The sequence below is a fragment of the Amycolatopsis pithecellobii genome (genome assembly GCF_009707865.1).
GTDB lineage: Bacteria > Actinomycetota > Actinomycetes > Mycobacteriales > Pseudonocardiaceae > Amycolatopsis_E > Amycolatopsis_E pithecellobii.
This window is the reverse complement of the sequence record NZ_WMBA01000056.1, coordinates 1-21,970: the sequence shown is the minus strand read 5'-3', so window position 1 is coordinate 21,970 and position 21,970 is coordinate 1. Positions and strand designations below refer to the sequence as shown.

Below are 21,970 nucleotides of genomic sequence, written 5' to 3'. Positions count from 1 at the left end.
AGCTAGTCCTCGGCGCGACGGCGGCGGCGCGGGATCGCGTCGGTGGTGCCGTGCGCGGCGAGCAGGTCACTGACCGACCGGCCGGCCGAATGAGAGCCGCTCTCGTCGGATTCCGGTGCGGCACGCCGGCCACCGGCATCGGGCCTGGCGTGGCTGCCCGACGGCTGCGCACCCGAAGAAGCTTCCCAAGCCGGCGGCTCACCGTCGGGACGGCGGCGCCGGCCACCCCCGGACTGCTCGGCCGGGGACTCCTCCTCGGCCCGACGACGGCGGCCACCGACGCGCCCTTCCTGGGCGACCCGGCGGGCCGCTTCCGGCAACGTCGGGTTCACCGGCGGCGGCAGTTCTTCCTTGGGTTCCACGAGCTTGGGCTCCACGGGCTCCGGGCGCTGCTGCGGTGGAGCGGGTTCGACGGGCGGCGGCACAGGCTGCAGACGAGGTCGCGATGCCTCGGGCGACACAGGGGCCATCCGCGGGCGGGAAGCCTCCGGCGACACCGGTTCCAGCTTCGGCCGGGATGCCTCGAAGCGCGGTTTCACCGGTTCCATCCGCGGCCGCGAGCCTTCGAACCGTGGCTTCGGCTTTTCCGGCGGCGGCGCGGGAACCATCCGCGGGCGCGACCGCTCGGCCCGCCGGGGCGGACGATCCTTCCCGTTCGGCGCCGGTGTTGCGGGCTCGTCCTTGACCAGCGGCGAGTCCCACGAAGCGGTCCAATCCGCGTCGACGGGCTTCGACAACTGGGTCGGCGGGTCAGCCGGCTCCGGTGGGCGACGGCGCCGGTCCGAAGGGCTGAAACCCGGCCGGGTCGCGTCACCGGTGAACCGCGGCGCCGGTTCCTGCTTCGCCACAGCCGGATGGTTCACCGCCGTCTGCTGGGCACGGGCCTCAGCCGCGGCCTTCGACACGCTGGCCGCCGCGTGGCTGTCGCGGCCCGCCCGCACCGGCTCGGTCTTCGCCACCCGGCGAGGCGGGAGATCAAGGGAACGTTCCGGACGGCGAGGCTCCGGCGCGGCCGGGCGCCCGGCCGGCCGCGCCTGCGGTTTTTCCCGGACGCGATCGACCAGCTCCGTCTGCCCGTCCGGTTGCCGCTCGGCGGCCGCCGTGAGCTGCGGCAGGTTGTGCCCGCCGGTACCGGCCTCGACGACCCGTTGCTCCTCGCGCAGCGCACGCATCCGCGTCGCCTGGGCCGTCAGCGCGAACCGTTCCAGCAACACCTCACCGCCGCCGAACAGCGACTGGAGGTTGTCCCGCAGCGCGGAAACCTCGGCGCGCAACGCGTCCAGCTCGGCGCGCGAGTCGGCGTGCGCCTTCGCGCGGACGTCGTTCTCGACCTCCAGCTCGTACTCACGCCGGGCGGCGATCTCCCGCTCCAGCTCGAGCTCGTAGATCTCCTGCGCCTGCGCGACCGTTTCTTCCGTGCTGGCAGCCTGTTTGCGGTACCGGACCGCAAGATAGCCGCCGACGAGAGCCGCCCACAGCGCGGCGAGAATGCCCAGCCGGAGAAACCGGACGTCGTCCGCGAGCACCAGCGCCAGGGTCGCCGCCACGGCGAGGGCCAATCCGACAACGAACCACGGCCTGCCCAGGAGGCGGCCGCGCGAGTCGTCACCCACGCCAGTCATGCCGAACACCGTACCCTCAAGTTATCTGTCTGAGATCTAGCCGGTACTTCGAACGGTAGGTTCTCCGCGTTAACCGGTCGAGCGATGTTCGGGATCCTGATCACGTTGTTCGGGTGTGCGACAACAGTGCTCCAGCCACAGCGCGGCCGCGATCAACACGGCCGCGCTGATCGCACCGATGATCGCGCTCCGCACATCGCTCGCTGCGGCGGTGACCTCATCAGCGTTGGGGTACAACGCGATCAGCGCGCCCAGCCAAGCCCCGAGCATCAACGCGCCCAGCAAGGAGGATGCCTTCGCGAGCGCGACCGCCCTGGCGACGCCGATCGCGCCGACCAGCCGCCCGCTGCGAATTCGCGCGCGGATCGAAAACGCCAGCACGGTTTCGACGACGGCGAGTACAACGAGCGTGATGCCGGCATATCGCGGCAGCCGCGGTAGGGAACCGTAGGCGAACTTGAACGCGAGGTAGGCCAGCACGACGCCGACCAGCCCGGCCACCAGGAGCTCGCGGGGCCGCGTGAAGTGCATGTCGCCAACGGTACCGTGCGAAGCTTGACTCTCCAGCCACTGGAGACCTCAGCATGAAGCGTGTGGGCAGGACGTTCACCATCGGGGAGCTGGCACGCCGGACAGGCCTGCCGGTGAAGACCATCCGGTTCTACTCCGATGAGGGGCTGCTCCCTCCCACCGATCGGACGCACGCCGGGTACCGGCTCTACGACACCCGGTCGCTGGCCCGGCTCGAGTTGATCAGGACGCTGCGCGAGCTCGGGCTCGGCCTGGACGACGTGGCCGAGGTGCTCGCGTCGCGGGTCACCGTGCCGCAGCTGGCGAACCGGCATCTCGAGGCGCTCGACGAGCAGATCCGGCGGCTGCACCTGCGCCGGGCGGTGCTGCGTGCGGTCGTGAAAAGGAAATCCGAGCTGGAGGAAGTGAAACTGATGAACAAACTGGCTTCGATGTCCGACGACGAGCGGATGCGGCTGGTGGAGGAATTCTGGACGGAGGTCTTCGACGGGCTGACCATGGACGCCCAATTCACGGCCCGGATGCGCTCGGCGAAACCGACGCTGCCGGACGATCCGACGCCGGAGCAACTTGAGGCGTGGGTCGAGTTCGCGGAGCTGATTCAGGACCCGTCGTTCCGGGCGGCGATCCGGTCGATGAGCGAAAAGCAGGCGGCGGCGATCGAGGCGGGTGAGGAGATGAGCCCGATGGCCACGCACTGGTCGTCTTGGAGCTCACGGGCACAGGGGTATCTGGAGGCCGGGCTCGCTCCGGATTCCGCGGAAGGGCGTGCCCTGGCCGGGGAAATCGCCCACCTCTCCGGCGACGCCGAGCCCGGCGAACTGGCCGCCCGTATCGAATCCGGCAACGACCCGAGGGCCGAGCGGTACTGGCAGCTACTCGCCACTATGAACGGCTGGCCCCCGGTGCCGGCCCAGCAGGCGGCGGTGACGTGGCTGGTGGCCGCACTCCGCTGTCTGTCCACTTAGGACCAGCGGCCAAGGACGCCAGCACTTGCAGCTTCTCGGCGCTGTCGCTGTCCAGATCGGGGTAGTACACCACGAGGATCAGGCCCCCGACGGGAAGCTTGTCGCGGTGCAGGTGGAGCGTGCCGACGACAGGGTGATTCACGACGGTCGTGCCACCCTCCAGCCGGCGGACGTCGTGGCGTGCCCAGAGCGCACGGAACCGGGCGCTGGCCAAGGAAAGTTCCCCGACGAGCTCGACGATGCGCGCATCGTCGGTGTCCTCTCCGATGGACTTGCGGAACGATCCCACGAATTCCGCGGTGGCCGCGTCCCAGTCGGCGTGGAACTCACGTTCCTCGGGATCGAGCAGGAGGGACCGCAACCGGTTCTCGCCCGGTCGCAGCCGGGGAGACAGCGCTACCGCGAGCGAGTTCGACGCGAGCACGTCGAACGCCCGGCCCTCGATGAACGCCGGCACCGCAAGGGCCGCGAGCAGGTGATGCAACCGGGCGGGCACACGCTCGGGCCGCTTGCGAGGACGCGCGCGCGGCGACGGCTTGGCGAGGTCGAGCAGGTACTGATGTTCGACCTCGTCGAGCTGGAGCACCCGCGCCAGCGCCGCAAGCACCTGTGCGGACGGGTTCTTGTCGCGCCCGCGTTCCAGCCGCAGGTAGTAGTCGGCACTGATGCCGGCCAGCGTGGCGACCTCTTCACGCCGCAACCCGGCGACGCGACGATGGGGCCCGGCCGGAATACCGGCCTGCTCCGGGGTGACCAGATCACGCCGGGCGCGCAGGTATGCGCCCAGCCGATTCGTCTCCTCGTCGCGGTTCATCGACTCCACGCTAACCCAGCGTGTTGCCGGGACAGGGGGTCCTGCCACTCCCCGGATCGGCAGGGGACTTCCCGCCGCCGCACGCCCGGCGGAGCCTTCTCACCGACGACCCGATCGTTACCCAGCAGGAGGCACATCGTGGAGCTCACCCACCGCACCATCCTCATCGTCGGCGGTACCTCGGGAATCGGCCGCGGACTCGCGCAACGATTCCTGGCTGCCGGCAACACTGTCATCATCGGAGGCCGGAAGCCGCAACCACAGGAGGGACTGGAGACCGTCCGGATCGACGTCACCGATCCGGATTCGATCCTTCGCGCCCGCGACGAGGTACTCGCTGCACACCCCGCACTCGACGTCGTCGTCACGATGTCCGGCGTCATGCTCATCGAAGACCTGCGCGACCCCGCGCACCTCGCCGCGGCCGAGACGACGATCGCCACGAACCTTCTCGGCACCATCCGGGTCATCGACGCCTTCACTCCGCACCTCATCGCCCATGGCTCCGGCACGATCCTCACGGTGAGCTCGGGAATCGCGTTTCTCCCGTTCCCGCTCATGCCCACCTATGGCGCCTCGAAAGCCGGCGTGCACGCCTACACGGAATCGCTGCGGGCGCAGCTCGCCGGGACGGGCGTCGAGGTGGCCGAGCTCGTGCCGCCGGCCGTCGCCACCGCGGGACAGGAGAAGGTCAACCCAGCCGCTCTGCCGCTCGACGCGTATCTCGACGAGGTCATGGAGCTGCTGGCGGCGGAGCCGACGCCCCACGAAATCCTCGTCAAGGGCGTGCTCATGCACCGGTGGGCCGAACGCGACGGTACCTACGCGGACCTCGTGGCGCGGCGGTCACAGTCGCTCAACACCCTGCCCAACCGCGGCTGATCACTTGGTCTGGACCAAGTGCAGATCCGGCCGGGGACGCACGCCCGCCTCGTCCGCATCGGGCAGGGCTGCGAGCAGCTCACGGATCGGACCGTGGCCGGGCAAGATCGCGTCCGGGTCGATCTCCAGCCACGGGATGAGCACGCTGGCCCGGTCCGGCGTGCCCGGGTGTGGCAGCAGCAGCTCCGGGTCGTCGGAGCGCACCCCGTCCACGGTCACCACGTCCACGTCGAGGGTGCGCGGGCCCCAGCGGAGCTCGCGCACCCGGCCGGCCGCCTGCTCCAGCGCCTGCCCCGTGCGCAGCCACGCCCAATGATCGCGAGCCGGATCGTCCACAATGCACACCGCGTTCAGGAAATCCGGCTGGTCCTCGACGCCCCACGGTTTCGTTTCGTACACAGTGGACACTGCAACGAGGGCGTCGCTCAGCGCGGTCACCACCGATTCCAGATGGCCCAGCCGGTCACCGAGATTCGAGCCGAGCGACAGCACAGCCCGGCTCACCGCTGCCTCCGGATGGTCACGGCGACATCGTCGAAAGTCAGCGGGATCGGCGCGGCGGGCTTGTGCACGGTGACCTCGACCGCCGCGAGCCGCTCATCACGCAATACCTCGTCGGCGATCTTCCCCGCCACGCTCTCGATCAGGTCGTACGGCTCGCCGCCGACGATGCCGGCCGCGAGTTCGGCGAGCTCGCCGTAATGCAGTGTCTGGGTGAGATCGTCCGACTTCGCGGCCGCGGACAGGTCCAGCCACACGGTGATGTCCACGACGAACTCCTGCCCGTCGCGCCTCTCGTGCTCGAACACGCCGTGCCGGCCGAAAACCCGCAACCCGGTCAGCGTGATGCGATCACTCATGCCCGCGCCGCCAGGCGGCCACGACCGTGACCGCGTCCAGGGAAGCACCGACGGCGTGCACGCGAACCCCCCAGGCACCGGCCGCCGCCGCGAGGGTCGAGATGGCCGCGGTGGCGTCCTCACGTCCGTCCGGCGGCCTCGGCTTACCCTCGGCGTCCGCGAGCAGACGCCCGAGAAAGCGCTTTCGCGAAGCGCCGACCAGCACCGGATAGCCCATGTCCACAAAGGACTCAAGATGGTGCAGCAGTGCCCAGTCGTGCGGGGCCTGCTTGGCGAACCCGAGCCCGGGGTCGATGATGATCCGTTCGCCCGCGACGCCGGCGGCCAGCGCCGCGTCCACCTGTGCGCTCAACTCGGCGCGCACATCGGCGACCACGTCGTCGTACTGGGCAAGGCTGTTCATGTCCCTGCTGTGGCCACGCCAGTGCATCAGGATCCACGGCGCCTCGGTGCTCGCCGCGACCTTCGCCATGTTCGGGTCGGCGAGGCCACCGGAGACATCGTTGATGATGCTCGCGCCCGCATTCAGCGTCGCCTCCGCTACCGCGGCCCTCGTCGTGTCGACCGAAATGCGCAAACCATCGGCGGCAAGGGTCCTGACCACCGGCAACACCCGGTCGATCTCGGTCTGCGCATCGACCCGGGACGCGCCGGGCCGCGTGGACTCGCCGCCGACATCGATGATGTCCGCGCCCCGCGCCCACATTTCGTGCGCGTGCGCGAGCGCGGCGTCCACGTCGAGATACCGGCCACCGTCGGAGAAGGAGTCCGGCGTGACGTTCAAGACCCCCATCACCACGCACCGCCCTGGCGACGGGAGGCCCGAACTCATCGGCGACCCTTGATCAACTCCAGGGCCTCGGCGCGCGAGGTGGACGATGACTTCAGCAGCCCCCGTACCGCCGAAGTCATCGTGCGGGCGCCGGCCTTGCGGATGCCGCGCATCGACATGCACAGATGCTCGGCCTCGATCACGACGATCACCCCACGCGGCTTGAGCTTGCGGTCCAGCGCGTCGGCCACCTGAGAGGTGAGCCGTTCCTGCACCTGCGGCCGCTTGGCGTAGAGATCGACCAGCCGGGCGAGCTTCGACAGGCCGGTGACCTTGCCCTCGGCGTTCGGGATGTACCCGACATGGGCCACACCATGGAACGGCACGAGGTGATGCTCGCACGTCGAATACAGTGGGATATCGGTGACCAGGACCATCTCTTCGTGCGACTCGTCGAAGGTGCGGTCCAGAACCGTGTCCGGCTTCGTGTACAGCCCCGCGAACATCTCCTGGTAAGCCCGCGCGACCCGGGCCGGGGTGTCCTGCAGGCCCTCCCGATCCGGGTCCTCGCCCACTGCGAGCAGCAGTTCACGGATGGCTTTTTCCGCACGCGCCTGGTCGAAGACCGGCTCGTCGGTCAGCTCACTGTCGATGTTGACCATCCTGATCATCAGGGTCGCGGCGTGGCTGATCCTCTCCCGCACCGCCGAACCAGTTACCGCGTTGCTGTTCCTCATTCGGCTGGTGGCGCCACTCCTCCGACGGCGGACGCCACTGGCGGCCACCACCCGGCTGAGTCGCCGGCGTCCAGCCGGGAGGGGCACCGTAGTTCGGCGGACCGCCCTGACCGCCGGAAGGCTGCGGCCACTGGTTACTGCCGTTCGACGGGTTGTACCGGCCGCCGCCGTTGGGCGCCCCGGGCGGAGCATACGGGTTGGCCGGCGGTTCCGGCTGGCTGTACGGCGGGCCACCTGGCAGGTCCCCACCACCCGAGACGCTGCCCACGGGCGCCGGCGCGGGGCGCGGAACCTGCTTCTCCTCCTGCGGAGGCGGCCACGGCTCACCGCGCTCCATCGCCAGCTCGCCAGGGGTCTTGATCGGCGGCTTGTCGGACGGCGTACGTTCACCGAACTCGTTGAACACGGTGATGTGCGGCCGCTTCTCCACGCTCGCGAAGATCCGCTCCAGATCCTTGCGCTGCAGGGTTTCCTTCTCCAGCAGCTCGAGCACCAGGTCGTCGAGCACGTCGCGGTAGGTGTTGAGCACCTCGTACGCCTCGGTGTGCGCGGTCTCGATGAGCTTGCGGACCTCTTCGTCGATCTCGTGCGCGACCTCGAGCGAGTAGTCCGGCTGCCGGCCCGCGGACCGGCCGAGGAACGGGTCACCCTGCTCCTGGCCGTACTTCACCGCACCGAGGCGGGCGCTCATGCCGTACTCGGTGACCATCGCCTTCGCGATCTTGGTGGCCTGCTCGATATCCGACGACGCACCGGTGGTCGGCTCGTGGAAGACCAGCTCCTCGGCGGTGCGCCCACCCAGGGCGAACACCAGCCGCGCGATCATCTCCGAGCGGGTCATCAGCTGCTTGTCGTCCTCGGGCACGACCAGCGCGTGCCCACCGGTACGGCCGCGCGGCAGGATCGTCAGCTTGTACACCGGCTCCAGGTCCGGCATCGCCCACGCGGCGAGCGCGTGCCCACCCTCGTGGTAGGCGGTGATCTTCTTCTCCTTCTCGGAGATGATCCGGCTCTTGCGCGCCGGCCCGCCGATCACGCGGTCCACCGACTCCTCGAGTGCGGCGTCGGTGATCACGCGCCCGTTCTCACGGGCCGTCAGCAGCGCCGCCTCGTTGATCACGTTCGCCAGGTCCGCACCAGACATGCCCACGGTGCGCTTGGCCAGCGCCTGCAGGTCCACGTTCTGCGCGAACGGCTTGCCCTTGGAGTGCACCTCCAGGATCGCGCGACGGCCCGAGAGGTCCGGCGCGGACACCGGGATCTGCCGATCGAACCGGCCGGGACGCAGCAGCGCCGGGTCCAGGATGTCGGGCCGGTTCGTCGCGGCGATCAGGATGATGCCGCCCCTGGCGTCGAACCCATCCATCTCGACCAGCAGCTGGTTCAGCGTCTGCTCGCGCTCGTCATGCCCACCGCCAAGGCCGGCGCCACGCTGACGGCCGACCGCGTCGATCTCGTCGACGAAGATGATGCACGGGGAGTTCTGCTTGGCCTGCTCGAACAGGTCACGCACGCGGGAGGCACCGACACCGACGAACATCTCGACGAAGTCCGAACCGGAGATCGTGTAGAACGGCACCCCGGCCTCGCCCGCGACAGCACGCGCGAGCAGCGTCTTACCGGTACCGGGCGGACCGTAGAGCAGGACGCCCTTCGGGATCTTCGCGCCGAGCGCCTGGTAGCGGGCGGGGTTCTGCAGGAAGTCCTTGATCTCGTAGAGCTCTTCGACCGCCTCGTCGGCACCCGCGACGTCCCCGAACGTGGTCTTCGGCATGTCCTTGTTCAGCTGCTTCGCCTTGGACTTGCCGAAGTTGAGCACCCGGTTGCCGCCGCCCTGCGCGTTGTTCATCATCCACATCAGCAGCAGGAGCAAGATGCCCAGCGGGATCATGTAGATCAGCAGCTGCGAGATCCAGGACTGCTGGGTGACCGTCGTGGTGAACTTGATGTTCGGCTTGCCGATCAGCTGGTCGTAGATCGTGCCGGTCGCCTGGGACGGGTACGACGTGATGAGCTGATCGGTCTGCTGGCCGTCGACGTCGATCTTGCTGTTGAGCGACAGCTTGAGCTGCTGCTCCTTGTCCTGGAGGTTCACTTCCTTCACGTTGCCCGCGTTGACCTGCGCGATGGCTTGTGAGGTGGGAACCTGGGTGTAGCCGCGATTGCTGTCGAAGATGGTGCTGAACGCGAAGTACAGCAGCAGAACCGCGACGATCCACAGAAGTGGGTTCCTGAGCAGGCGCTTCCGGTCCATATGCCTCGGCCGTGCTGGCCTTGACCCTCCCTGGTAAGGCGGTAGATGCTGACATCCGCCGTCACGGTGTACACAACGACTTACGGTGCGCGGGGGACACCCGTCCAACCAGGGTACAGTCCGGTCGAGCTGGACACCCGCGTGAGCCTCCTGCTGCTCAACGGTTGATCAGGTCCGGGGGTTCCCGTCGCTCAGGACGTGACGCCCGCGACCATCTCGGCCAGCCTCGATCGCAACGTCTTCGCATCGGCTGGCGCGACCGTCACCCATTCGCGGCCATCAGTGCCGGGGCGGGAAAGACTGAGGTAACGGCCGGTCGCGGTGTCGAACCAGGCCAGCACCGGCGAGCGGCGACGACCGCTGAGTTCACTGCGACTGTTCGCCGCGAGCTGACCACCCCGCAGTCGCGGCTGCCCGGCGAGCCGAGCATAGGACTCGCGCGGGTCGGCCACCTGATCACTCAACGAAGTCCGGCGGCGGGGCCTGCTGGGCGCGGCCTCCCCGCCCGGCGTCACCGGGACCCGCTTCGGCGGGATGCCAAGCGCCTCGTCGACGGGCAGCGTGATGGATGCTTCGGTGCCGCGCCTGCCCTGCGGCAGCATTTCGACGACTGCGGAGGGCAGTCCTTCGGCGAACGTGGAGCGCAGCCAGATGCCGTCCGCGGTCTGCGTGGCGATGACGCCGGTGGTGCCGTCGGACGCGGCGAGGATGCCGACCGGCGGCGCCTGGAAATCGGGAATGTGCAGCGCGTCGATGCTCAACGTGGGCCGGGCCAGCACGGTGAACCATTCCTCGACCCACGGTTCGAGCCTGCCGAAATGATCACGCAGCTGACGAGCCTTGAGTTCGTTGTCGGCGCGCCGGCGCAGCGCCGCGCGCTCGTCCATGGTGACACCGTGCGAGCGCACCTTGAGCGGGTAGGGCAGTTCGCCAAGACCAGCGGCTTCCCACAGGAAATCGAAGGTCAACGGCGTGAAGAACTCTGCTCCGCCCGTCGTCACCATGCTCCTCCCGGCGCCATCGTCGTGCTGGCAGCACCGGAGAGCATCTCATTGAGCCGTTGGCGCAGCGAAGCGGCGTCCGCGGGCGCGATCGTGATCCAGTCGCGGCCGTCATGCCCGCGGCTGGCCTGCGTGAAGTACCGGCCCGACTCGGTGTCGAACCAGCTCAGCACCGGCGCCCGGACTTTGCCGGACAGCCGGCCGCGGGCGTTCGCACCGATCTGCCCGCCACGGAGCCGCGGCTGTGCCTGCAGTCGCGCGAGCGCCTTGCGGTCACCGTCGGCACTGCCCCTCCCGGTCGCGTCGGGCACCCGCCGCTGCAGGAAATCGGCGCCGGTCCCGGTGAGCAGTTGTTCCAGCGGCACCGTGATCGACTTTTCCGCGCCGCGTCTCTCGGCGGGCAGGAGCGAGACGATCGCGCTGGCCAGGCCGTCGGCCGGGGCGGGATGAAGGTGATAACCCCGCTCGTCCCGCACGACGAGCACACCCTGGTCGTTCACCGCGGCGGCGACGGCGAGCAGCGGTTGCGCGTTCGGCGCGGCCAGGTGCACCGAGTCGAGGCTGACCTGGGCAGCGGAGAGTATTTCGAAGTAGGTCTCGACATGCGGTTCGGGGCGACCACGGCCGTCCGCGACCCCCCGGCGGGCCAGCTCGGCCATCGCCTGCCGGCGCAGGTACTCGCGTTCGTCCATGGTCGCCCCGTGCGACCGCGGTTCCAGGGGATACGGCAGCTCACCGCCACCGAACGACTCCCACAGAAAATCCAGCTCCAGCGGAGTCAGCAGCTCCGCAGGTGTCACTCTTCGTCCTCGTCGACCCAGGCACCGATGACCGGCGGCGCGGTCGCCACGTTGGCGCCGAACGCCTCGTCCGGGTCCGCCTCGACGAGGTACGAGGCGCGGTTGTGCTCCTCGTCCTCCTGCGGCTGTGCGCCACCGGCGCCCATCCCGCCCATCCCGGCAGGGGGCGGGGTGTTGGTGCCGCCGATCGTGCCGTTCGACGACATGATCGGCTGCTGCGGTATGGCGCCCGCCGCGCTGTGCCCCTGTTGCGACTGGTCCGTGCTCGCCGCGGCCGTCTCGTCCGGGTTCTGCCTCGCTCCGCTCTTGTTGCCACGGCCCAGCGCCGCCTTGCCCGCAGCCGCACCGAGCCCGGCACCGGCAAGGCCGAGCCCCACCCCGAGCGCCGCGCCGCCGTTCCCGGCCGACGCGACCGGCGTCGCCTGCGCGGCCGGGGCCACGCCCGCGTCGGACAGCACGCCGGGAGCCGGCGACGGAACCGCGCCAGGACCGCCGGGAGCGCCGACGCCGGCGGCCTGCCCGAGGTCACCGAGGTGACCGCTGAACGCCGCACCCCGGCCGGCCACGTCCGCGCCGCCGACCTGCATACCCGTGGCCGGGCCGAGCGCGCCGCCGCCGTAGGCACCGGGCAGCGAAGCCGGAGCGCCGACCGAAGACGCGTGGGTGGCGCCACCGAGCGCGCCGTTCGGCGGCAGGCCGAGGGACTCCGGGCCGAAGCTCGGGGTGGCGTCGTCCACCTCGGACATCGCCTGGGTGTAGGCGTTGAAGTACTGGACCTGCTGCTCGTGCACCGCCTTGGCGGCGTCGGCCTGCTGCTTCATGTCGGCGACCATCGCGGCCGGGCCACCGGCCAGCATCGCCGCGGTCTGCTTCGCCGGGTCGAACTCCTTGGGGGCCGGCATCTTCTTGACCTCGGCGGCGGCCGCGGCCTGCTGCGTCATCCGGTTCGCCATCGTGTGCGCGGCATCGCCGGCCTGCTGGCTCGAGTTCGCGATGCCGACCAGCGCGCCCTGCGCGGCACCGGCGCCCTGGCCGATCCACACGTTGCCGAGCTCGACGATCGCGTTGTACAGATCGTTGGCCGCCTGGTGCAGCTCGTCGCCGTGGGTTTTCCAGGTCTGGCCGGTGGCCTCCGCCGTGGACGGTTCGTTGTTCACCGTCGCGCCGCGGTAAAGCTGGGTGCTTTCCTGTGAAGCCCAGTTCGGCGGGCTGGCGATCGCCCTGTCCTCGCCGTAGTCGAAGCCCCCCGCGCTGCTGCGTGCCTGCTGCACGATGGCCACGCTCGAGCTGTTGTCCCCCATGGGCACCGAGGTGCCGGGCGCCTGCTCACTTCCGCTCATGCCAGCCCCCTGCCTCACGCCTGCCCGGACAGCGCGTCCGAAGCGGCTTGGTCGATCTGGTGGTAGTGACGCATCGCCTCGACGACGGCTTGCTCGGCCTGCTCGTACTGGCTGTAGAGATTCTGCAATGCCGTGGTGTAGGAGTCACCGCCGCCGTCCGCACGCTCGGCGAACTTCGCGGCGATGGCGTTACCGACCGGGTTCGCGCCGAGCTTGGGGGCCTCGGCGAGGGCACCGGCCGAGCGCAACAGGCTCTCGACCGAATCCTTGCCGGCGCGGATCTTTTTCAGCACGTTCTGCGCGGCGTCCGGGTCCACTCCCAGCAAACCGCTCGCCGCCGCGTTCCGGAACGCCGCGGCACCCGCGTAGCTGCTGTTCCCCATGGGTTCTCTCCTACCCCAAGTCAATGCCGGGCGTGGCCGTCCGGCTACCCCTGTTCACCTAGGCTAACGCACTTGGGCTGCGAGTATGACGGCTTTCCCCGACCTCCCGCTGTGGATTTCGCGGGACTTTCACCGTCCGTTACTCAGGAGCTGTAGACCCTGGGATCAAGGGTCCCGATGTAGGGAAGATCGCGGTAACGCTCCGCATAGTCGAGGCCGTAACCGACGACGAATTCGTTCGGGATGTCGAACCCGACGTACTTCACCGGCACATCGACCTTGACGGCTTCCGGTTTGCGCAGCAGCGAGCACACCTCGAGCGAAGCCGGGTTGCGGCTCGCGAGGTTCTTCAGCAGCCACGACAGCGTCAGCCCGGAGTCGACGATGTCCTCGACGATCAGCACATGCTTGCCCGCGATGTCCCGGTCGAGATCCTTCAGGATCCGCACGACGCCGGACGACGACGTCGAGGAGCCGTAGGAGGACACGGCCATGAACTCCAGCTGCGCGGGAATCGGCAGTGCGCGGGCGAAGTCGGTCATGAACATGACCGCGCCCTTGAGCACGCCGACAAGCAGGAGGTCGCCGGTGACGCCGTCCCGTTCGTAGTCCGCCGCGATCTGTTTGGCGAGTTCGGTGATCTTGTCCTGGATCTGCTGCTCGGTGACGAGCACGGAGGCGATCTCGCCTTCGTACACAGGTCATTCCCCTCTGCTGGGCCGTTCGTTGCCAATCGGACCGCAGTCACGGCTATCCGGCTTGCCTGGCAACGGTTACGTGCTGCTCGGGGTGTGCCTACTCCTGGCCGGATTGGCAACTGCGACGATTCATGCTCAGCGTGCCATGTGTCCGCGCCACCACCAAGCCGCCCGGCAGCCACACTCCGCCCTGACCACGCCATTCTCCGACCAATGCGTCGACGGAACGCAGCTGCGCGTCGGAAAGATCACACCCGCCGTGCTCCAGCAGCCAGCGGCGCAGCACCCGCCGTCGGAGCGCGGGCGGGTGGTTCTCCAGCGCCTTCACCTCGCCGTCGAAGGGGATCTGCGCGGCGAGTGCATCGAGCGTTTCCAGGTCTTCACGCAGTTGCCTCGCGGTGCGGGCGAGCGCCGCCGCGACTCCGCCGGACAGGACTTTTTCCAGGAGTGGCAACACTTCTGTGCGCAGCCGGACCCGGGTGAACCGCGGTTCGGTGTTGAACGGGTCCTCCCACGGCCGCACCCCCAGCGCCGCGCACGCGGCCCGCGTCGCCGAGCGGGGCACGTCGAGCAGCGGTCGGCCCCACGGCGGATCGAACGGCTTCATCCCGGCGATCGAGCGTGGCCCCGAACCGCGGCCGAGCCCGAGCAGTACGGTCTCCGCCTGGTCGTCGCGAGTGTGCCCGAGCAGGACGAGCCCGCTGCCCTTACCGGCCAGCGCGGCATACCGGGCACGCCGGGCCGCCCCCTCGATTCCGCCGCCACCGGTGACCTCGACGGTCAGCACTTCCGCCTCGTCGACACCCAGCCCACGCGCCGCCGCGGCGGCCTCCTCGGCGATCCGGCCGGAGCCTTCCTGCAAGCCGTGATCGACGATCAGCGCGCGCACCCGCAGGCCTCGCTTGTGCCCCTCATGCGCGGCGGCCTCGGCGAGCGCGAGGGAATCCGCGCCACCGGACACCGCGACGTCGAAGTCCGAATCCGCGTGGGCGGCCAGGAATCGCCGCACCGCGAGGCGGACGGGGATCAGGTCCTCAGCCGTGCACACGCCGCACCCATGCCTGCGGGTCGGCGATCTCGGACCGGGTGGGCAGCGTGTTCGGCGACGTCCACACCGCGTTGAAACCAGGCATGCCGACCCGGTCCACGACATGCCGGGTGAACGCGGCGCCCTGCGCGTACTGGCGGATCTTCGCGTCGATCCCGAGCACGGCGCGCAGCAACCGGTCGAGCAGGCTACCGCCGCTGCGCCGCGCGGTGAAGCGGGCACGGATCTGTTCGACAGCCGGGACCACACCGGGGCCGACCGCGTCCATCACGTAGTCTGCGTGGCCCTCCAACAAGGTCGACAACGCCAGCAGTTTGTCGAACACTTCGCGTTGCTGTGGGGAACGCAGCAGCTGTGCCAGCGCGGCCACACCGCCGTCCGCCTTGGCGCGCCTGGCTTCCCGGAACGCCTCGGGCAACCTGGAGACGAGATCGGTGACCCCGTCGTCCTGCGAGGCGAGCCCGCTGACGAGTCGCTCCACCTCGTCGGCGAAGTAGTCGCGCAGCCACGGGACCGCGGTGAACTGCAGCCGGTGCGTGCATTCGTGCAGACACACCCACAGCCGGAAGTCGCGTCCGGGCACCTGCATCGCGTACTGCGCGGTGACGACGTTCGGCGCGACCAGCAGCAGACGGCCCCCGGCGCCGCCGAACGGGTCGTACTGCCCGAGCACCCGGGAAGCGAGGAACGCCAGCACCACCCCGGTCTGCACCCCGGCACCACCGGCCAGCACGGGCGCCAGCCGGTTCGCGGGCAGCGCGCGCAAAGCGTTACCGGTCAACGAATCCAGGCCCTCGGCCGCGGCACGCACCCAGCCAGGCCGGTCGACGACCTCACCCGGCAACAGCGGCAGGCCGGCGCCCAGCCCGGTCAGCTCCCGGACATGCGCCTCCGCGTCCACGGTGAGCTCACGCAGCTCGCTGACCGCCAGCTGCGCTTCGGCGCGCGACACCGCCGGCCCGCCACGTACCAGGAACACACCCGTCGCCGCGGCGAGCGACCAGTCCACCACCGGACGTGCGTTTTCGCTCACCGTGTTCATTCTCCCGACGCTACCCGCCACTATCGGCATCCGCAGCCACGTAACGTCGCGGCGACGGCGTCGAGTGCGGGACGGGCTTCGAGCACGTTGGAGCCATTGGACATCATGGCGAACACGAGTGCCCTGCCGTCCTTGTCGAGCACGACGCCGGCGAGCGTGTTGACTCCGGAAAGGGTGCCCGTCTTCGCGCGCACCCAGCCCTTGCCCGTCGAGGAGTTCGGGGTGTTGTAACGATCGGCGAGCGTGCCACTGCCGCCCGCCACCGGAAGTCCTTCCAGTATCGGGCGAAGTTTCACCGTTCGCGGATCCCGCGCATCCGGCGCGGCGGCGACGGTGAGCAGCTGCGCCAGCAGCTTCGGCGACACCTTGTTCAAAGTGGACAGTCCACTGCCGTCGTTGAGCACCGCGCCGGAGACGTCGAAACCGTTCTGCGCCAAGATGTTCAGCGTGGTCTGGGCGACGCCGGCGAAGGTCGCCGGGGCGCCACTGGCGATCGCGGTCTGGCGGCCGACCGCTTCGGCAAGGTTGTTGTCGGAGATCTGCAGCAGGTTGTCCACCAGCTCCGTCAACGGAGCCGAACGCACCTCGCCGAGCACCTTCGCACCCTTCGGCGCGGTCACGTTTCCGGCCGCGGTGGCGCCGAGCCGCTGCGCGAACGTCTGCAGCAACGCATTTCCCGGATCGCCGGTGCGCGCGATCTCGTCGACCGTCGGGTTCGAACGGCCGCCGTCGAGCATCCCGGGTACCACCGGCACGGCGTAGGTGGACGGCGCGTCCTCCGGCGCCCAGCCCGGCGCGGTCGGCTGTCCGATGTAGAGCGACGGGTCCAGCTGCACCTTCTTGATGGCACCCCCGGAGGCCTTCTTGACCTGCGCCACCAGCTCGTCGAGATGCGCGGCACCCGGGTAGACGGATTCCTTGCCCACCGGCAGAGACGACAGCGTCGGATCACCCCCCGCCACGATGATCGCGGTGTCCGGCGAAGCACCCTGCACGACCTTGGTCGAGATCTGGAACCCGTGATCGAGCTTGAGCAGCGCGGCCGTGCTGGTGAGCAGCTTCGTCGCCGACGCGGGGGTGAGCAGCTGACCCGAGTTGTGGTTCCACAACGTCGCACCGTTCGCCGGGTCGACGACGACGCCGGCGAGCGTGCCCAGGGCACTGTTGGCCGCCGGACCCCCGAGTGCCGAGGAAATCCCGGACGCCGTGGGGGTGGGTGCCGAGGCGCTGGGCGGCTGCAAAGCCAAGGTGACTGCGGCGGGTTCGGGGGTGTCGCCCTTGGGAAGGTTCGGCGCCCAGGGCAGGCCGAGCCGGTTCGACACGTACGGCACCGCGGACGCGACCCCGGCGGCGACCACCAGTACCAGCACCAGAGCACCGCCGATCAGCAGCCCGCGCCGGCGCTTGCGTGGCTCGGCAGGCGGTGCGGGCGGTTCACCGGGAGGCTGCGGCGGGACAGCGGTCTCGGCCGGGCGCACCTGCCCCGACGGTTCGATCCGCATCGGCTGGGCGTGCACCAGACCAGCGGGTGGCACGGGCCGCTGCGGCGGCGGAACGGGGCGCGGCTGCTGAACCGGCGCCGTCACCTGCTGCGGAATCGGCTTCACCACGGGGAGGAACGCTGTGCGCTCCTCGGAGCTCGCCTCCGCCGTGGGTTCGGGCTTCGGCTTTTCCTCGTCGCCCTTGGGTTTTTCGGCTACCGGAACGAACAACGTCGGCTGCTCGGGCAGCGAAACCTTCGGCAACGGCAGATGAGCGGTCGCCCCGCCGTCCGCGGTTTCCTTCGCGGATTCCCCGGCCGGCTTTTCCGGTTTTTCGGCGGGCTTTTCCGCCGGCTGCTCACCGGGCGTGCCGGCGCCGGACACGTCCGAGTCGTCGGACGGCCAGGCCGGTTCGTCGTCGTGCGGCGGCACGCACCCCTCCTCATCGCGTCGGCGCACCACGGGCCACACTCGGTGTAGTCAAGATGACATAGGTGCGACTTCTCAACGGCGCGTGGTCCACACTAGTGAAGACAAAGTCAGCGGAATCGTGAGCCGCCAGGGGCGGCCCGAAAAGAAGAGTGCAGCGAGGTCGCCGTGGAGTTCGACGCCACCATCGAAATCCCCAAAGGGGAACGCAACAAGTACGAAGTGGACCACAAGACCGGGCGTATCCGGCTGGACCGCACCCTCTTCACGGCCACTCAGTACCCGGCCGACTACGGATTCATCGACGACACCCTCGGGCAGGACGGCGATCCGCTCGACGTGCTGGTCCTGGTGCAGGAACCGACGTTCCCCGGTTGCCTGATCCGCTGCCGCGCGATCGGCATGTTCCGGATGACCGACGAGAAGGGCCCGGACGACAAGGTCCTCGCCGTGCCGTCGGACGACCCACGGCTGGAGCACCTGCGCGACATCCACCACCTCAACGAGTTCCACAAGCTCGAGATCGAGCACTTCTTCCAGGTGTACAAGGACCTGGAGCCGGCCAAGAGCGTCGAGGGCTCGAACTGGGTCGGCCGGGTCGAGGCGGAGGCCGAGATCCAGCGTTCCTACCAGCGTGAGAACGACCGGCTGGCCAAGGAAAGCGCTGACGCCGGCGAGCACTGACTCGAAAAAATGGCCGGCCCCACCGGGTGGGGCCGGCCATTTTTTGTGTCTCAGGCCTGGTAACCCGGGATCGGGTAGGCACTCAGCAGGTCACGCACCTCGCCCGCGATCTTGTCGATCTCCGTCTCGTCCTCGGCCGACGCGGCGGCGACCGTGCGGTCGATCCACTCCGCGATCTGCGGCTGGTGCTCCGGGGTGAGGCCGCGAGTGGTGATCGCCGCAGTGCCCAGCCGGATGCCCGACGGGTCGAACGGCTTGCGCGGGTCGAACGGCACGGTGTTGAAGTTGAGCTCGATACCGGCCCGGTCCAGCGCCTTCGCCGCGGGCTTGCCCGCGATGTCCTTGCTGGTCAGGTCGACGAGCAGCAGGTGGTTGTCGGTGCCGCCGGAGACGAGGTCGAACCCACGCTCGGTGAGCGCACCGGCGAGCGCCTTCGCGTTGGCGACGATTGCGTGCGCGTAGTCGCGGAACTCCGGCTTGGCCGCCTCGCCCAGCGCGACGGCGATGGCCGCGGTGGTGTGGTTGTGCGGGCCACCCTGCAGACCGGGGAACACCGCCTTGTCGATCGCCTTCGCGTGCTCGGCGTCGGAGAGGATCATCGCGCCACGCGGTCCCCTCAGTGTCTTGTGCGTCGTGGTGGTGATGACCTGCGCGTGCCCGACCGGAGAGGGGTGCGCACCACCGGCGATGAGCCCGGCGATGTGCGAGATGTCGGCGACCAGCACGGCCCCGGCCTCACGCGCGATCTCCGCGAACGCCGGGAAGTCAATGGTGCGCGGGATCGCCGTGCCGCCGGCGATGATCAACTTCGGCCGGTGCTCGAGCGCGAGGTCACGCACCTGGTCGAAGTCGATGCGCCCGGTCTCCTTGCGCACGCCGTAATGAACGGCGTTGAACCACTTGCCGGTGGCCGACACGGACGCGCCGTGCGTGAGGTGACCGCCGTCGGGCAGTGACATGCCGAGCACCGTGTCGCCCGGCTTCGCGAGCGCGAGGTACACGGCGAGGTTCGCCGGGGAGCCCGAATAGGGCTGCACGTTCGCGTGCTCGGCGCCGAACAGCGACTTCGCCCGCTCGATCGCGACCGCCTCGAGCCGGTCGATGACCTGCTGGCCCTCGTAGTAGCGCTTGCCGGCGTAGCCCTCGGAGTACTTGTTCGTCAGCACGGTGCCGGTGGCTTCCAGCACGGCGCGGGAAACGTAGTTCTCCGAAGCGATCAGGCGGATCTTTTCGGCCTGGCGACGGGCCTCGTCCTCGACGAAACCGGCGATCTCGGGGTCGGCTGCGGTGAGGGTCGGAATCGGTGGCTGGTGCGTCATTCCCCTACTCCTGACACTGGCCACACCCAGGCGCGCGGTGCCGGCCTCGTCGGTCGCTTCCCGGTGGTGCTCCACCTCTTACGGCGCCAGTCGCTCTACGCTCTCACCTTAGTCGACGGGGGCAATGCCTTTGGCGTGCCGTCGCGCGAGCTGCTGGTAGATGGCGGCGTTGGTGTCGACCCAGGCACGCGCGGAATCGGTCAGCGGCACGAACTTCTTCGCCGGGCTGCCCATCGCGATGTGCTCGGCGGGGACCTCGGTGTTCGGTGTCACGGTCGCGCCCGCGGCGACGAGCGCGCGTTCGCCGATGACCGCCTTGTCCAGCACGGTGGACCCGTTGCCGATGAGCGCCTGCTCGCCGACGGTGCAGTCGTGCACGAGGCACATGTGCCCCACCGTGACGTTGCGGCCGATCTCGCACACACCGTCGTTGACGTGCAGCACCGAGTTGTCCTGGATGTTGGCACCCTCGCGGATGATGATCTTGCCGAGGTCGGCGCGGATGACCACGCCGTACCAGATCGACACGCCCTTTTCGATGACGACGTTGCCGATGAGCGTGGCGGTGGGGGCGATCCAGGCGTCAGGATGCACGGTCGGGCTGACGCCCTCGAAGGAGAAGAGAGGCATACCCGCACCCTAAGGGAGGCAAAGCAGCTCGATCTCTTCGCGGAGGGTCGCGAACGGACGGCGCCGGACGCTCTGCTGCACGATCGCGCCGAGCAGGTACGACTGAAGTGCGCGGGCGCGGGCGCGCGGGTCGTCGATGTTCAGGTCGCTGAGCAGGTCCGTGAGGAGCTCGATCGACGAGCGGAGCATGACTTCGGCGGCCGGGGCGTGCTCGGCGCGGCCGACCGCCACCCAGTACTCGAACCAGGCGAAGGCCGCGTTGGGGTTGTTGCCGAAGGTTTCAAGATAGGCCTCGAGCACGGCCCATAACCGTTCTTGCGGATCGTCGTGTTTGGTCGCGACCGTGCGCAGTTCGGCGAGGAAGTCGGTGACGAGCGCGGCCATCGCGCGGTCGATGAGCAGGTCGATGTCCGAGAAGTAGTAATGGACGGCGCTTTTGGTGAGTGGGCTGGCATCGGCGACGGCGCGGACGGTGCAGCCGGCAAGCCCGTCCCGCACGAGCACGCGCCGGGCGGCGTCCACGATCTGTTCCTGTTTGGCCAGCTGGTTGGGCGAAAGCCGGGCGCTACGGCCAGGCGTCGCGGTCATCGGTCCCCCTCAGGTCAGGACGGCCAGCCTACCTTCCGGGACATGTGTCCTACCGGCGACTGGCCATAATGGACGGTACGGTTCGGCCATGATCGCTCGCGTGTGGTTCGCGCTCACCGCGCTGGTCGTACTGGTGGGCCTGGTGGTACAGCTTGTTGTCGCGGCGCGAACCCCGGGGATCTTCGGCACCCCGGCGGCGCGAATGGCGAACGTGTTCTGCTACTTCACGATCCTGTCGAACTTGATCGTCGGTGGCACGAGCCTGTTGCTGGCGCTGCGCCCGGAGCGTCCGTCCACTGTGTTCCGCACGCTGCGACTCGACGGGGTCTTGGCGATCGCGGTGACCGGCGTCGTCTACCACGTCGCGCTCACCGGGCTGGTGGAGCTGAGTCCGGCCGGCGAGGTGGCGAACCAGCTGCTGCACACGGCCTCACCGATCCTCGGCGTACTCGGCTGGCTGTTGTTCGGACCACACGGCACGCTCAGCCCGCGGATCGTGTGGTGGAGCCTCGCGTACCCCTTGCTGTGGCTGGCTTTCACCCTGACCCGCGGCGGGCCCACCGGCTTCTATCCGTACCCATTCCTGCAAGCGGATTCGCTCGGCTATCCCCGCGTGGCGCTCAACTGCGTGCTGGTCGCCGTCAAGTTCCTCGCACTGGCAGCCGCTACCCTGCTCCTGGACCGTCAACTGGGCCGACGTCAAGCGCGTTTGGCCCCACGTATAGGGCCATGAACACAACCAGGGCCTCCTCGGTTTCCCGGAAAGGCCCTGGTCATCGCCGGAGCCGCCTAGGGGAATCGAACCCCTGACCTGCTCATTACGAGTGAGCCGCTCTGGCCGACTGAGCTAAGGCGGCGATGCGCAGACCAGTGTAGCCGCATGGCGCACGTCACTTTTCACCCCCGTCCTCGTTAGTCTCTCCGACACCGGCCGCAGCCGCCCGGCGCGTCTTACTGGAGGACATTCCGCAATGCGTCTGCCTCGCACGCTGGCTCTGCCCATGACCGCCGCGCTTGTCGTGCTTTCGGCGGGCCCGGCGATAGCGGACAGCACCATCCCGACGACACCGATCCCCCAGCCCACCAA

Annotated in this window: 23 protein-coding genes and 1 tRNA gene; 4 read left to right on the top strand and 20 right to left on the bottom strand. The window is 69.2% G+C overall.

The window, feature by feature from the left end:
- Window positions 1-2: 2 nt before the first annotated feature.
- A complete protein-coding gene (locus GKO32_RS28620) occupies window positions 3-1,622 on the bottom strand; it encodes a DUF6779 domain-containing protein (protein WP_154760021.1) in 1,620 nt (539 codons plus the stop codon).
- Between the two features lie 69 nt (window positions 1,623-1,691).
- Window positions 1,692-2,153 carry a DUF3180 domain-containing protein gene (locus GKO32_RS28615; RefSeq protein ID WP_154760020.1) on the bottom strand — a complete coding sequence of 154 codons (462 nt, stop codon included), beginning with the start codon at window positions 2,151-2,153 and terminating at the stop codon, window positions 1,692-1,694.
- Window positions 2,154-2,206: 53 nt separating this feature from the next.
- Between GKO32_RS28615 and GKO32_RS28610 the strand changes: the two genes are divergently transcribed.
- A complete protein-coding gene (locus GKO32_RS28610; protein WP_154760019.1) occupies window positions 2,207-3,121 on the top strand; it encodes a helix-turn-helix domain-containing protein in 915 nt (304 codons plus the stop codon).
- On the opposite strand, the gene GKO32_RS28605 is transcribed toward GKO32_RS28610, so the two are convergent.
- Complete coding sequence (locus GKO32_RS28605; protein ID WP_154760018.1) at window positions 3,039-3,935, bottom strand: helix-turn-helix domain-containing protein; 897 nt, start codon at window positions 3,933-3,935, stop codon at window positions 3,039-3,041. The two genes, GKO32_RS28610 and GKO32_RS28605, sit on opposite strands and share 83 nt — an antisense overlap.
- Window positions 3,936-4,073: 138 nt before the next feature.
- On the opposite strand from GKO32_RS28605, the gene GKO32_RS28600 reads away from it, so the two are divergent.
- Window positions 4,074-4,817, top strand: coding sequence for an SDR family oxidoreductase (locus tag GKO32_RS28600; RefSeq protein WP_312868685.1), 744 nt, complete (start codon window positions 4,074-4,076; stop codon window positions 4,815-4,817).
- Here the strand turns inward: GKO32_RS28600 and folK are convergent, their stop codons facing one another.
- From folK to dacB, 13 genes are all read right to left on the bottom strand, one after another.
- Window positions 4,818-5,321, bottom strand: coding sequence for a 2-amino-4-hydroxy-6-hydroxymethyldihydropteridine diphosphokinase (gene folK / locus GKO32_RS28595; RefSeq protein ID WP_312868684.1), 504 nt, complete (start codon window positions 5,319-5,321; stop codon window positions 4,818-4,820).
- Complete coding sequence (gene folB, locus GKO32_RS28590; RefSeq protein ID WP_154760016.1) at window positions 5,318-5,677, bottom strand: dihydroneopterin aldolase; 360 nt, start codon at window positions 5,675-5,677, stop codon at window positions 5,318-5,320. Before folB ends, folK begins: the two co-directional genes overlap by 4 nt.
- Window positions 5,670-6,509 (bottom strand): dihydropteroate synthase, encoded by an 840-nt coding sequence (folP, locus tag GKO32_RS28585; RefSeq protein ID WP_154760015.1) that lies wholly within the window; start codon window positions 6,507-6,509, stop codon window positions 5,670-5,672. Before folP ends, folB begins: the two co-directional genes overlap by 8 nt.
- Window positions 6,506-7,111: a GTP cyclohydrolase I FolE gene (gene folE / locus GKO32_RS28580; RefSeq protein WP_166459765.1), complete on the bottom strand. Its 606-nt coding sequence runs from the start codon at window positions 7,109-7,111 to the stop codon at window positions 6,506-6,508. The genes folP and folE overlap by 4 nt, the downstream gene beginning before the upstream one ends.
- A complete protein-coding gene (gene ftsH / locus GKO32_RS28575) occupies window positions 7,092-9,440 on the bottom strand; it encodes an ATP-dependent zinc metalloprotease FtsH (protein WP_154760014.1) in 2,349 nt (782 codons plus the stop codon). The genes folE and ftsH overlap by 20 nt, the downstream gene beginning before the upstream one ends.
- A gap of 191 nt (window positions 9,441-9,631) precedes the next feature.
- Complete coding sequence (locus GKO32_RS28570) at window positions 9,632-10,444, bottom strand: ESX secretion-associated protein EspG (RefSeq protein ID WP_154760013.1); 813 nt, start codon at window positions 10,442-10,444, stop codon at window positions 9,632-9,634.
- Window positions 10,438-11,241, bottom strand: a complete 804-nt coding sequence (locus tag GKO32_RS28565) for an ESX secretion-associated protein EspG (RefSeq protein ID WP_312868683.1) — start codon at window positions 11,239-11,241, stop codon at window positions 10,438-10,440. Before GKO32_RS28565 ends, GKO32_RS28570 begins: the two co-directional genes overlap by 7 nt.
- Window positions 11,238-12,581 (bottom strand): hypothetical protein, encoded by a 1,344-nt coding sequence (locus GKO32_RS28560; protein WP_154760011.1) that lies wholly within the window; start codon window positions 12,579-12,581, stop codon window positions 11,238-11,240. Before GKO32_RS28560 ends, GKO32_RS28565 begins: the two co-directional genes overlap by 4 nt.
- 14 nt (window positions 12,582-12,595) lie before the next feature.
- A complete protein-coding gene (locus GKO32_RS28555; RefSeq protein WP_154760010.1) occupies window positions 12,596-12,964 on the bottom strand; it encodes a hypothetical protein in 369 nt (122 codons plus the stop codon).
- Window positions 12,965-13,107: 143 nt separating this feature from the next.
- Entirely contained in the window at window positions 13,108-13,662 is a 555-nt protein-coding gene (gene hpt, locus GKO32_RS28550; RefSeq protein WP_312868682.1) for a hypoxanthine phosphoribosyltransferase, read from the bottom strand.
- A gap of 97 nt (window positions 13,663-13,759) precedes the next feature.
- Window positions 13,760-14,710 carry a tRNA lysidine(34) synthetase TilS gene (gene tilS, locus GKO32_RS28545; RefSeq protein WP_376766003.1) on the bottom strand — a complete coding sequence of 317 codons (951 nt, stop codon included), beginning with the start codon at window positions 14,708-14,710 and terminating at the stop codon, window positions 13,760-13,762.
- Window positions 14,697-15,752: an Rv3626c family coenzyme F420 biosynthesis-associated protein gene (locus GKO32_RS28540; protein WP_154760008.1), complete on the bottom strand. Its 1,056-nt coding sequence runs from the start codon at window positions 15,750-15,752 to the stop codon at window positions 14,697-14,699. Before GKO32_RS28540 ends, tilS begins: the two co-directional genes overlap by 14 nt.
- A 20-nt stretch (window positions 15,753-15,772) precedes the next feature.
- On the bottom strand, window positions 15,773-17,665 hold the full coding sequence (dacB, locus tag GKO32_RS28535; protein WP_312868681.1) for a D-alanyl-D-alanine carboxypeptidase/D-alanyl-D-alanine endopeptidase: 1,893 nt from the start codon (window positions 17,663-17,665) through the stop codon (window positions 15,773-15,775).
- A gap of 165 nt (window positions 17,666-17,830) precedes the next feature.
- Here dacB and GKO32_RS28530 point away from each other — a divergent pair, with 165 nt between their 5' ends.
- Window positions 17,831-18,346 (top strand): inorganic diphosphatase, encoded by a 516-nt coding sequence (locus tag GKO32_RS28530; protein WP_312868679.1) that lies wholly within the window; start codon window positions 17,831-17,833, stop codon window positions 18,344-18,346.
- Window positions 18,347-18,396: 50 nt separating this feature from the next.
- On the opposite strand, the gene glyA is transcribed toward GKO32_RS28530, so the two are convergent.
- The 3 genes from glyA to GKO32_RS28515 all read right to left on the bottom strand — a co-directional run bounded on the left by glyA (window position 18,397) and on the right by GKO32_RS28515 (window position 20,883).
- Window positions 18,397-19,665 carry a serine hydroxymethyltransferase gene (gene glyA, locus GKO32_RS28525; protein ID WP_154760007.1) on the bottom strand — a complete coding sequence of 423 codons (1,269 nt, stop codon included), beginning with the start codon at window positions 19,663-19,665 and terminating at the stop codon, window positions 18,397-18,399.
- A gap of 108 nt (window positions 19,666-19,773) precedes the next feature.
- Window positions 19,774-20,295 (bottom strand): gamma carbonic anhydrase family protein, encoded by a 522-nt coding sequence (locus GKO32_RS28520; RefSeq protein WP_154760006.1) that lies wholly within the window; start codon window positions 20,293-20,295, stop codon window positions 19,774-19,776.
- 9 nt (window positions 20,296-20,304) lie between these two features.
- Window positions 20,305-20,883 carry a TetR/AcrR family transcriptional regulator gene (locus GKO32_RS28515; RefSeq protein WP_154760005.1) on the bottom strand — a complete coding sequence of 193 codons (579 nt, stop codon included), beginning with the start codon at window positions 20,881-20,883 and terminating at the stop codon, window positions 20,305-20,307.
- Window positions 20,884-20,971: 88 nt separating this feature from the next.
- Between GKO32_RS28515 and GKO32_RS28510 the strand changes: the two genes are divergently transcribed.
- Window positions 20,972-21,616, top strand: a complete 645-nt coding sequence (locus GKO32_RS28510; protein WP_154760004.1) for a Pr6Pr family membrane protein — start codon at window positions 20,972-20,974, stop codon at window positions 21,614-21,616.
- Window positions 21,617-21,666: 50 nt separating this feature from the next.
- Here the strand turns inward: GKO32_RS28510 and GKO32_RS28505 are convergent.
- Window positions 21,667-21,740 (bottom strand) — tRNA-Thr (locus tag GKO32_RS28505).
- Between the last annotated feature and the right edge of the window lie 230 nt (window positions 21,741-21,970).